The organism is Rhodococcus sp. O3, from assembly GCF_048897285.1.
Classification (GTDB): Bacteria; Actinomycetota; Actinomycetes; order Mycobacteriales; family Mycobacteriaceae; genus Rhodococcus.
Map to the genome: position 1 here is coordinate 1 of NZ_JBMBTE010000149.1, position 10,718 is coordinate 10,718.

Below are 10,718 nucleotides of genomic sequence, written 5' to 3' on the forward strand. Positions count from 1 at the left end.
GGTCGTCGCGCTCGCGCTGCCCCGGGATTCGGGGCTGCCCCGCAACTCCGGGATCCTCGTCGCGACCGGCGAGGATCTGTCGGCGAAAGCGTTCACGCTGTCGAGCCGCAAGTGGCCGCACCTGGCCGAGCGCGACGTGGAACTGGCGCGCGCGTCGTTCGGGCGGTTCGGCGACGCCGGGCTCGTCGACGCCGACGACGATCTGCTGATCGCACTGGCCCGCAAGGACCTCGCGACCGTCAGCGGGGTGACCGCGGAACCGGTCGCCACGTTCGTGCAGCGCTGGCACGGTGGTCTGCCGCAGTACCGCGCGGGACACGACGAGATCGTCGCGGCTCTCGAAGCCGCGGTCGCCGACGTCGACGGCATCGAAGTGGCCGGGGCGATGCTGCACGGCGTCGGCGTGCCGGCGTGCGTCGAATCGGGCACAACGGCCGCAGCGCGGCTTACGACACGAGTGGCAGGATGAGAAACATGGCACGTCTCGATTTCGACAAGCTCAATTCGACCCTCCGCTACGCGATGTGGTCGGTGTTCCAGGTGCGTCCCGGGGTCCTCGGCGACGACCGAGCCGAAGCGCTCGAGGATCTGCAGAAGTTCCTCGCCTCGTACGAGAACACCGACGTCGTCGTCCGTGGCATCTACGACATCGCCGGCATGCGCGCCGACGCGGACTTCATGTTCTGGACGCACGCCGAGCACATCGAGGATCTGCAGAAGTTCTACGCGGACTTCCGGCGCACCACCATCCTCGGCCGCGCCAGCAACCCGGTGTGGTCGAACACGGCGCTGCACCGCCCCGCGGAGTTCAACAAGAGCCACGTTCCGTCGTTCATCGCGGGCGAGGATCCGGGCAACTACATCTGCGTGTACCCGTTCGTGCGGTCGTACGACTGGTACCTGCTGCCCGACGAGGACCGTCGCCGCATCCTCGCCGAGCACGGCAAGGCCGGCCGCGGCTACCCGGACGTGCGCGCGAACACGGTCCCGGCGTTCGCGCTCGGTGACTACGAGTGGATCCTCGCCTTCGAGGCTCCGGAACTCGACCGCATCGTCGACCTCATGCGCGATCTGCGCGCGACCGAGGCCCGCTACCACGTGCGTCTCGAGACCCCGTTCTTCAGCGGCCCCCGGATCGACGCGGACCGGCTGATCAACGCGCTGCCCTGATGCGGATGCCGGAGCAGGAAGCCGGAACGAATCACAGCAGGCACCCGGGGCGGCACTCGCACATGTCCCACTGGGGCATGTACGAGGCCGAAGCCGCGGACGGTGAGGTCACCGCCGTGCACCCGTACCCGGGTGACGCCGACCCGTCGGTGATTCTCGGCAACCTGCCCGGCTCGGTGCGGCACCGGTCCCGCATCACCGGCCCCGCCGTGCGGCGCGGCTGGCTCGAGAACGGACCGGGGCCGAGCAGCACCCGCGGTAGCGACGAATTCGTCGCCGTGTCGTGGGACGAACTGACCGAACTGCTCGCCGGGGAACTTCGCCGCGTCGTCGACACCCACGGCAACCGCGCGATCTTCGGCGGTTCCTACGGGTGGTCGTCGCCCGGCCGGTTCCATCACGCGCAGAGCCAGGTCCACCGGTTCCTGAAGATGCTCGGCGGCTACACGCGCTCCGTGCACAGTTATTCGCTCGGCGCGACCGGCGTGATCATGCCGCGTGTCGTGGGCACGCACTGGAAGCTGTTCGCACGCTCCACCAACTGGGACGTCATCGCCCGCGAGACGGACCTGATGGTGTGCTTCGGCGGGGTGCCGCTGAAGAACACCGCGGTCAACGACGGGGGCACCAGCAACCATCCGACCCGCGACGCCCTCGACCGGCTGCGGGCGCGCGGCGGGCGCATCGTGTCGATCAGCCCGCTGCGTGACGATCTGCACGGCGACGCCGAACGACTGGCGCCGCGCCCCGGCACCGACGTCGCGATCATGCTGGCGCTCGCGTACGTGCTCGCCACCGAGGACCTGGCCGACCGCGCGTTCCTCGACCGCTATTGCACCGGCTACGACAAGTTCGAGGACTACCTGCTCGGGCGCACCGACGGCACCCCGAAGACCCCGCAGTGGGCGGCGAAGCTGTCCGGCCTGCCCGCCACAACCCTCACCGACCTCGCCCGCCGCATGGCCGCCGGGCGCACCCTGGTCACCGTCACGTGGTCGCTGCAGCGGGTCCGCCACGGCGAGCAGGCCCCGTGGGCCGGGGTGACGCTCGCCGCGATGCTCGGCCAGATCGGCGTGCCGGGCGGCGGATTCGGGCACGGCTACGGGTCGATGAACGAACCCGGTCTGGCGCCGGTGCCGTATCCGCTGCCGACGCTGTTCCAGGGACAGAACCCGATCGACGAAGCGATCCCGGTCGCCGCGATCTCCGACCTGCTGCTGCGGCCAGGGGAGCAGTACGACTTCGACGGACAGCGCCGCACCTTCCCCGACATCCGGCTCGTGTACTGGGCCGGCGGCAACCCGTTCCATCACCACCAGGACCTCGGCCGGCTGAAGCGGGCGCTGGCACGGCCCGACACGATCGTCGTGCACGACCCGTACTGGACGCCGATGGCCAAACACGCCGACATCGTCGTGCCGTCCACCACGTCGTTCGAACGCGAGGACCTCTCGTGCACCCGCAACGATCCGCTGCTGGTGGCGATGCACGCCGCGACGCCTCGCTACGCGCAGGCCCGCGACGACTACGACACGTTCGCCGCGCTCGCGCACCGGCTGGGATTCGGACCGCAGTTCACGGAGAACCGCACCGCACGGCAGTGGATCGAACACCTCTACGAGCAGTGGCGCGGATTCGTCCTCGCCGACGGGGGAGAGGCACCCGAGTTCGACGAGTTCTGGCATCACGGTCACGTGCGGATGCGCACGGAGGACGACCTGACGTTGTTCCAGGACTTCCGCGAGGACCCGGACACGTATCCGCTCCGTACCCCCAGTGGGCGTATCGAGATCTTCTCCGCCGACATCGACGGATTCGGCTACGACGACTGCGCCGGCCACCCCACCTGGTACGAGCCGGAGGAATGGCTCGGCGGCGCACGCGCGGAGCAGTTCCCGCTGCATCTGATCGCGAACCAGCCGCGCACCCGGCTGCACAGCCAGCTCGACCACGGCGCCACCAGCCAGGCATCGAAGATCCACGGACGCGAACCGCTGCGGATGCACCCCGCGGCGGCCGCGGCCCGCGGCCTCGACGAGGGGGACATCGTGCGGGTGTTCAACGACCGCGGCGCGTGCCTGGCCGGTGTGGTGCTCGACGACGGATTGCGGCCGGACGTCGTGCAGCTGTCCACGGGCGCCTGGTACGACCCGCTCGACCCGTCGGACCCGAACTCGATGTGCGTGCACGGCAACCCGAACGTGCTGACCCCCGACATCGGCACGTCGTCGCTGGCGCGCGGCTGCACCGGGCAGCACGTGCTGGTCGAGATCGAACGGTTCGACGGCGAACTGCCGCCGATTCGCGCGTACGACCCACCCGTGGTCCGCGCCCGCTGAACCCGCCGGGGGCTCCCAGCGTTCGGGGTCCCAGCGTTCGGGGGCTCAGCGTTCGGGGGCTCAGTGTTCGAGCGTCGCCTGCACCTCCCGCAGCGTGCGGGCCGAGGCGCGCAGGCCCTCGCGCTCCTCGTCGGACATCGCCACGTCGAGCACCTGGGCCGCCCCGCGGCTGTCGACGACGGTCGGCAGCGACAGACACACCCCGGACAGATCCTCGGCACCTGTCTGGAGGGTCGACACCGGCAGCACCCGGTGCTGGTCGCGCAGCACCGCCTCCACGATCCGGGCCGTGGACAACCCGATCGCCAGATTGGTCGCGCCCTTACCCCGGATGATCTCGTACGCGCTGTGCACCACCTGGGCGGAGATGTCGGCGCGGGTCGCCTTGTCGAACAGGGGCCCGGAGGTGCCGTCGCCGGCCACACCCTCGAACTTCGCTGCGGCGACGCCGCCGATCGTCGCCCCCGACCACAGCGTGATCTCCGAGTCGCCGTGTTCACCGACGACCACGGCATGCACGTTCTCCACGGCGACCCCGGCGCGCTCGGCGATCAGGAAACGCAGGCGTCCCGAATCGAGCACAGTCCCCGAACCGAAGATGCGGCCGGGTGCGGCGTCGGTCGCGACGATCGCGGCGTGCGTGACGACGTCGACGGGATTGCTGACGAACAGCACCACCGCGTCCGGGGACCGCTCGAGCAACGCGGGCGTCAGGGCCTGCACCAGCGCCACGTTCGCCGCGGCGAGGTCGAGCCGCGACTGCCCGGGCTTCTGCTTGGCACCGGCGGTCACCACGATCATGTCCGATCCGGCGGTGACGGCGAGATCGTCACTGCCCTCGATCCGGCACGGTGGCGCGAACTGGGTGCCGTGATTCAGGTCGAGGACCTCGGCCCGGACCTTGTCGGGATTCGTGTCGTACAGCGCCAGCGCCTCGGCCGAACCCCGGATGAGGCACGCATACGCGATCGCGGTCCCCACGGTGCCCGCCCCGACGATCGTCACCTTGACCTTCGGCCTGCCGGGCGTGTGCTCACTCATGCCTCGATATCCTCCCGGCTGCGGTCCGGTCCCGCAGCCGGAGCGGCTCAGGTCGGCGGAACCAGGCGCAGGGAGATCGAGTTGATGCAGTACCGCTGATCGGTCGGTGTCGGATAGCCCTCGCCCTCGAACACGTGCCCGAGATGGCTGTGGCACGACGAGCAGAGCACCTCCACCCGGCGCATCCCCAGCGAATCGTCGGGCCGCAGGATCACCGCGTCCGAATCGGCCGGATCGTAGAACGACGGCCACCCGCAGTGCGAATGGAACTTCTCGCTGCTGCGGAACAACTCCGCGCCGCAGGCACGGCACTCGTAGACACCCTCGGTCTCGGTGTCGGTGTACTCACCGACGAACGGGCGTTCGGTGCCCGCCCGGCGCAACACCGCGAACTCTTCGGGGGTCAACAACTCCCGCCATTCCTCGTCGCTGCGTTCGACCTTCGGTGCGGGTTCCCGGCGGGGCGTGGAAGTCATGATGCAGAGGCTAGTCCCGGACGGCCTGTGCGGCCATGCGCTCCTCGGGTTCCTCCGGTTCGTCGGGCACGGCGGCGGGTGCCTTCGGCAACAGGAATGCCGGTTCGATGCCCGAGTCCAGGCGTCCCTCACGGCGCGCGGCGAGGTACCGGTCGAGCAGCACCGCGAACACGACGATGATCAGCAGCGACCACCCGAACGTCGTCTTCATGTACTCGGCGGCCCGGCCCATCTCCGGCCAGCGGCCCGACAGCCAGCTGTCGTAGCTGAGGAAGCCGTAGACGGCCAGCCACGCCGGCCAGTTGCGCATCACCGAGTTCGGCAGCACCACCGTCATCAGCAGCGGGAACAGCATCATCGAGTAGTACATCTGGCCCAGCGAGCCGAGCAGGAACGAGGCGGTGAGCAGCAGGCCGGTCGCGGTGCCGACGAAGAACAGCTCGTCGTGGCGGCAGTAGCGGTACAGCAGCCACAGCGCCACCAGCACCATCGCCATGAGCACGACGCGGAGCCCCAGGATCAGCCAGGTCGGCAGGCCGTAGTACATGCCGTTTCCGACGATCGCGCTGTTGAAGTAGTCGCGCGCCTCGAGGAGATAGGGCGTCGTGTGTTCGACGAACTGCCACGGGTCGACGGAGAGCGGCCAGGCGATCGCCATCAGCGCGACCGGCACCGCCACCGCCGTGACGAACACCTTCCACTGGCCACGGACCAGAGGCAGGAACAGCAGGGGAGCGAGGATCGGTTTGACCGCGAACGTCAGACCGATCGCGACGCCGGCCCACAGGTCGCGACGCTTGAGCAGCAACGTCAGGAACGCGATCTCCCCGAGAAGCACGAGACCGTTGATGTTGGTGAACACCAGCGTGTTCGTCACGGTTTCGGAGGTGAACGCCCCGAGCACGAGGATCGGCGCGATCACCGAATCGAGACCGTAACCGAACATGCGCAGCAGCAGGTACAGCGCGACCAGGATCGCGATCGCGTTGGCGAGGATGAACAACCAGCGGGAGCGTTCGGGGTCGATCACGGCGATCGGTGAGATCAGCAGAGTGCCCGACGGCGGATACAGGTAGTGCGGATCGACCCACCGGAAGTTCGCGGTGTAGACGGGCTGCCGGTTGAGGAACGCCAGCGCCGCGTTGTACACGGGTGTGAAGTCGTCGGTCCGGAAGCCGTTGACCGCTTTGATCACCACACGGTGCAGCACCGTGAGCAGGGCCAACGGCCACACAACGCACTTGACCACCTCCACGGTGGTGCGGGCGGTGCGGGGCTCGAGACGACTGAGGAACACTACGGCACGGTACACCGGAGCCGCCTGTCGGTGATCCACCCGCCCCGACATGACGCTGCGCTCAGGCGGGACACAGGCTGCCGTTCGGCGGTAGTTCGCCGGTCTCGAGATATGCCGCGACCCGGGCCTGCGCGCACGTGGAGTGCAGGGTCGCCGAATAGCCGGCGCCCTGCCACGACACCACCGCCCATCGGGCTCCAACCGCGGTCAGTGCACCGGTGACGGATTCGAGCCCACCGTTGCCGACGATGGGGTCCGCGGCGGACCCGAGGACCAGCACGGACACATCCACCGCATCGGGCAGCGGCGGCGCCGGCATGCTCGGCCATGCCGAGCAGGCCGTCAGTCCGGTCGCGGTGTCCGCGCCGAACAGCGGGTAGCTCGCTCCCCACGTGCGTTGCAGCTCCAGGGCGCGGGTGGGTGTGGGCTGCCGCTGCTTGTCGCTGCACCGGGACACGAACTGGCCGGCCGTGCTCAGCTGTGCCTCGGCGGGATCGACGAGTTCGAGCAGCGGCATCACATCACCGTCGCGCGCGGCGGCCAGCGCATCGGACAATTCGCGGACGCGGGCCTGCAGGTCTCCGCGGGGGCTGCCGAGGAACCCGGTCACCGCGGTGAGCATTGCATTCGACGACAGCGGTGCAAGTTCCCCGTTCGCGGCCTTCTCGTGCAGGTCCTGGAGGACCGCCCGCGGTGTGGTGCCGAGCGAGCACTTCAGCGCCACGCACTGGCGGGCGAACGCGTCGACCGCGGCTTCGGCGCCGCGCGCCCGGCTCTCCGCGAGAAGCTCGGCGTCGGCGGTCGCGGCAGCGGGGGAGTCGAGGATCAGCCGGCCCACGTGCGTCGGATACTCGGCGGCGTACGCCAGCGCGACGGTCGCGCCGTTCCCGATGCCGAGCAGTCCGATCCGCTCCACGTTCCAGGCCAGGCGCAGCTGGTCCAGGTCGTCGGCGGCATGTGCGGCGCCGAACATCAGCTCCTGCGGTTGCAGGTAGTCGGTGCACGTGATGGTGATCTCGCGGCTCAGCTCCGCGACGCGGCTCGGTCCGTCGCCGCTGCGGCCGAACTGGCCGAGATCGCCGAGCGCACGGAGATCGGCGGGGTAGATGCAGTCGATGGGCTGTGACGGCCCGATCCCGCGGCGGTCGACCGCGACGATCGGTCGGGTAGCGAGGACACCGGACATCGGTCCGGTGGCAAGGGCGGCGAGTGCGGTGCCGGACGGCATGTCCGTTCCCGTGGTGAGCACGAGCGGCGCGACGTCGGTCGGGGTCTGCGGCAGGCGCGCCCGCGAAACCCCGAGCGGGAACGTTCCCGGCACCGTTCCGGCCTCGTCGATGGGCGCGGTGATCTCCGAGCACTCGAGGACCAGCCCGGTCGGACCGGTGGGCAGTTTCTGCGCCGCGACGGTGTCGCCGGTGCAGTCGCGCCACGCCAGATCCTCCTCGGGCACGGGCAGCCCGGGCTCGGCGGCCTCGTCCTGTTCGGGGGCGGGTACGGCCCCGTCACCGACGTCCCGAACCACCGCGACGTCGGGTCGTGACGAGGGCCCCGTCCCGCAGGCGGTGACCGTCGCCGCGAGCGCGACGAGGGAGACCGCGAACACACCGGTTCTGCGCATGCCGACAGCCTGCCAGGTCGCCGGGATCCGGGTGTGCACCGGTCCACGCGCGCAGCGAACGCGCGCGTGTGACGCGTGCGCTCACGCGAGGTGAAGATCGGGTGACGCTGATGTGAAGTAGGTCGCAATCCGCCGCTGGTGTAGGTATGGCCTCACCACACGCCTCTACCCTGGAGGAATGCAGGAACGTCTCGTCGATCGCAGTCCCGTGGTGCCGGCCGAACAACTGGTTGCACAGCTCGTGCCGCCCGCGATGTTCGACGAGGTGAGCTTCGCCTCGTACATCCCCGATCCGAACCAGCCGAGCCAGGCCGCCGCGGTCCGCGCTGCCGAGGCCTTCGTCGGCAAGATCGGCAAGATCCGCGGCGGCAAGCGCGGCCTGTTCGGTCGCAAGGCGCCGTCCACCGGCGCCGGGCTGTACCTCGACGGCGGGTTCGGTGTCGGCAAGACCCACCTGCTCGCGTCGATCTTCCACAGCGCGCCCTCGCCCAAGGCGTTCGGCACGTTCGTCGAACTCACGCATGTGGTCGGCGCGCTCGGCTTCAACAAGGCGGTCGAGGAGCTCTCCACCCACAGCGTGCTCTGCATCGACGAGTTCGAGCTCGACGATCCGGGCGACACGATGCTGGTCTCGCGTCTGCTGACCGAGCTGTCCGCGCGCGGGGTGTCGATCGTGGCGACCTCCAACACGCTTCCCGGCCAGCTCGGTGAGGGCCGGTTCGCCGCACAGGACTTCCTCCGCGAGATCAAGAAGCTCGCGTCGATCTTCGAGACGCTCCGCGTCGACGGCCCGGACTACCGCCACCGCGACCTGCCGCCGGCGCCGGACCCGATCGCGTCGGAGGAGCTGATCGAACGCGCCGAGCGGATCCCCGGTTCCACGCTCGACGACTTCGACGAGCTGTGCGCGCACCTGAGCACCCTGCATCCGTCGCGTTACGGCAAGCTCATCGAGGGCGTGTCTGCGGTGTTCCTCAACGGGGTGCACCCGGCCGAGGACCAGTCCGTCGCATTGCGTCTGGTGGTGCTCGCCGACCGGCTGTACGACGCGAGCATTCCGGTGACCGTGGCCGGTGCCAAGCTCGACGAGATCTTCACGCCGGAGATGCTGGCCGGCGGCTACCGCAAGAAGTACCTTCGCGCGACCTCGCGTCTGCTGGCGCTGTCGCGCTTCGAGGTCGCCGCCAGCTAGGCGCTTCTCACAGTTCGCGCTGCATGACGTAGTCCTGGTGGGTCTGTGAACCCACCAGGAACGTGCGCGTGCCCACCGTCCGGAAGCCCTGCTTGCGGTAGAAGGCCTGGGCGCGTTCGTTCTCCTGGTTCACCCCGAGCCACAGTCCCGCACGCCCGGCCGCTGCGGCACGCTCCACGATCGCGGCCATGAGCGCCGCCGACACGCCGGTGCCGTGACGGCCCGGCAGCACGTACAGCTTGCTGATCTCCACGGCCGGGGTCGCCGTGATCATCTCCGCGATGGCGGGGTCGGCCGGCGGCGCGTCGATCGCCATCAGGTAGCCGACGATCTCGCCGCCGATGCTCGCCTTCAGCACGATCCGCGTCGGATCGGTCAGGTACTCGCCGAACCGTTCCGCCGAGAGGGTCTCGGAGATGAACTCGTCGATGTCGTCCCGGTTCGATCCGGGAGGGCAGGCGAGCGGAAACGTGGTGGCGGCGACGTCGGCGAGCGTTTCGGTGTCCCAGATGCCGGCCTGTGCGACGGAGACGGCGGACTCTTCGACTGAGGGCGTGGACATAGGTTCCAGTAGACCACCCGGCTCCCGTGCAGATGGCCGGGGCATCGAGCCTGCCCGAGAAATGGCTGAACCCCAGCCTTGGATGGGGGGTCATGGCTGGGGTTCATCTACCATCGGGGGGGATGGCACCACTGACGATACATGAGGGGTTCCTCAGGTTCCACTTTCCGCGGTCACGTTTCGATCACGTATCGCTGGTGCAAAGGTTGCCTTTCGGACTTTCACCCCTTACTGTGGCTTGTCATGAAGCGCGTACTCGTAGTTCACCGCCGTAGCGGGGTCTGATTCGGACCGACCCCTCGCTGCGGGTCGTTGAGCTACGCGTCGGTCCTCCCTTCTCGTGGAAGACCTCCTCCGATGAACGCCTTCACCTCCTTCGCTTCCGATCGTCGTATCACCGCTGCGCGTCCCTTCGCCTCCTGCACCGAGACCGATCGACTCACCTCGCTCGACCCGTTCGCCACCCGCTACGGCCGTGCCCTGCCGCTCGCGCTGCGGGCCGAAGCCGCCGGCATGTCCTGGACCGAGTTCGCGGCGAACTACGCCCCGCAGGGCGGTCCGCTGGAACTTCGTGCCTGGAACACCACCGTGTTGACCGGGGGACTGTGCGCCTACGAGGCGACGTTCGAGCTGGAGGGGACTGAGCGCAGCACCGCCTCCGTCGCGACCGGTCCGGTGTCCGCGATGACCGGCATGATCCACGAGCTCGGTTTTCGCCTGGAGATCCGTTCGTTCCACCGCCAGGAGATGGGGGACACCCACGCGACGTTCCTGCTGTGCGAGTCCGACGACGAGCGCAGCTGCTGGGTGATGGGGCTGGGCGGCACGGCCGCGGAGTCGACGCTGCGGGCGATGATCGCGGGAATCAACCGTCTGTACGGCACGCGCTGATCCACCGAAGCCGGGACGGCCTCGCGCGAGCGACCGTGCGAGGCTGTCCCGGCGCTCGGCATCGTGAGTGCCGCTCCCGGGAACGAAACGACCGGACACAGAACGACGAACGGACGCAGAACGACGAAC

10 protein-coding genes are annotated in these 10,718 nt (G+C 69.2%); 5 read left to right on the forward strand and 5 right to left on the reverse strand.

The features are described from left to right. The 3 genes from ACN675_RS25300 to ACN675_RS25310 all read left to right on the forward strand — a co-directional run. Positions 1 to 469 (forward strand): FAD-dependent oxidoreductase (locus ACN675_RS25300; protein WP_420753449.1); only part of this gene is annotated, 469 nt, incomplete at its 5' end. 5 nt (positions 470 to 474) lie between these two features. Beyond that, the gene (gene hemQ, locus ACN675_RS25305) at positions 475 to 1,170 is read left to right on the forward strand and encodes a hydrogen peroxide-dependent heme synthase (RefSeq protein WP_420753450.1); all 696 of its coding nucleotides are present in this window, start codon (positions 475 to 477) and stop codon (positions 1,168 to 1,170) included. A 62-nt stretch (positions 1,171 to 1,232) separates the two neighbouring features. Continuing rightward, on the forward strand, positions 1,233 to 3,509 hold the full coding sequence (locus ACN675_RS25310) for a molybdopterin-dependent oxidoreductase (RefSeq protein WP_420753458.1): 2,277 nt from the start codon (positions 1,233 to 1,235) through the stop codon (positions 3,507 to 3,509). A gap of 60 nt (positions 3,510 to 3,569) precedes the next feature. On the opposite strand, the gene ACN675_RS25315 is transcribed toward ACN675_RS25310, so the two are convergent. From ACN675_RS25315 to ACN675_RS25330, 4 genes are read right to left on the reverse strand one after another with little or no spacing between them, the layout of a single operon-like run. Continuing rightward, positions 3,570 to 4,550: an L-lactate dehydrogenase gene (locus ACN675_RS25315; protein ID WP_420753451.1), complete on the reverse strand. Its 981-nt coding sequence runs from the start codon at positions 4,548 to 4,550 to the stop codon at positions 3,570 to 3,572. A 47-nt stretch (positions 4,551 to 4,597) separates the two neighbouring features. Next, on the reverse strand, positions 4,598 to 5,026 hold the full coding sequence (gene msrB, locus ACN675_RS25320) for a peptide-methionine (R)-S-oxide reductase MsrB (RefSeq protein WP_420753452.1): 429 nt from the start codon (positions 5,024 to 5,026) through the stop codon (positions 4,598 to 4,600). Positions 5,027 to 5,036: 10 nt separating this feature from the next. After that, positions 5,037 to 6,374: a glycosyltransferase family 87 protein gene (locus ACN675_RS25325; RefSeq protein ID WP_420753453.1), complete on the reverse strand. Its 1,338-nt coding sequence runs from the start codon at positions 6,372 to 6,374 to the stop codon at positions 5,037 to 5,039. A 10-nt stretch (positions 6,375 to 6,384) separates the two neighbouring features. Beyond that, positions 6,385 to 7,944, reverse strand: a complete 1,560-nt coding sequence (locus ACN675_RS25330) for an alpha/beta fold hydrolase (RefSeq protein ID WP_420753454.1) — start codon at positions 7,942 to 7,944, stop codon at positions 6,385 to 6,387. 178 nt (positions 7,945 to 8,122) lie between these two features. Between ACN675_RS25330 and zapE the strand changes: the two genes are divergently transcribed. Further along, complete coding sequence (gene zapE / locus ACN675_RS25335; protein ID WP_420753455.1) at positions 8,123 to 9,136, forward strand: cell division protein ZapE; 1,014 nt, start codon at positions 8,123 to 8,125, stop codon at positions 9,134 to 9,136. Between the two features lie 7 nt (positions 9,137 to 9,143). Here zapE and ACN675_RS25340 read toward each other — a convergent pair whose 3' ends face one another. Next, complete coding sequence (locus tag ACN675_RS25340) at positions 9,144 to 9,698, reverse strand: GNAT family N-acetyltransferase (protein ID WP_420753456.1); 555 nt, start codon at positions 9,696 to 9,698, stop codon at positions 9,144 to 9,146. A gap of 357 nt (positions 9,699 to 10,055) precedes the next feature. Between ACN675_RS25340 and ACN675_RS25345 the strand changes: the two genes are divergently transcribed. After that, positions 10,056 to 10,589 (forward strand): 2-isopropylmalate synthase, encoded by a 534-nt coding sequence (locus tag ACN675_RS25345; protein ID WP_420753457.1) that lies wholly within the window; start codon positions 10,056 to 10,058, stop codon positions 10,587 to 10,589. Positions 10,590 to 10,718: the final 129 nt, after the last annotated feature.

Bases quoted from the DNA above. Each gene is read 5' to 3' on its own strand.
- hemQ (WP_420753450.1), top strand. From the start codon at position 475: ATGGCACGTCTCGATTTCGACAAGCTCAATTCGACCCTCCGCTACGCG.
- ACN675_RS25310 (WP_420753458.1), top strand. From the start codon at position 1,233: ATGTCCCACTGGGGCATGTACGAGGCCGAAGCCGCGGACGGTGAGGTC.
- ACN675_RS25315 (WP_420753451.1), bottom strand. From the start codon at position 4,550: ATGAGTGAGCACACGCCCGGCAGGCCGAAGGTCAAGGTGACGATCGTC.
- msrB (WP_420753452.1), bottom strand. From the start codon at position 5,026: ATGACTTCCACGCCCCGCCGGGAACCCGCACCGAAGGTCGAACGCAGC.
- ACN675_RS25325 (WP_420753453.1), bottom strand. From the start codon at position 6,374: ATGTCGGGGCGGGTGGATCACCGACAGGCGGCTCCGGTGTACCGTGCC.
- ACN675_RS25330 (WP_420753454.1), bottom strand. From the start codon at position 7,944: ATGCGCAGAACCGGTGTGTTCGCGGTCTCCCTCGTCGCGCTCGCGGCG.
- zapE (WP_420753455.1), top strand. From the start codon at position 8,123: ATGCAGGAACGTCTCGTCGATCGCAGTCCCGTGGTGCCGGCCGAACAA.
- ACN675_RS25340 (WP_420753456.1), bottom strand. From the start codon at position 9,698: ATGTCCACGCCCTCAGTCGAAGAGTCCGCCGTCTCCGTCGCACAGGCC.
- ACN675_RS25345 (WP_420753457.1), top strand. From the start codon at position 10,056: ATGAACGCCTTCACCTCCTTCGCTTCCGATCGTCGTATCACCGCTGCG.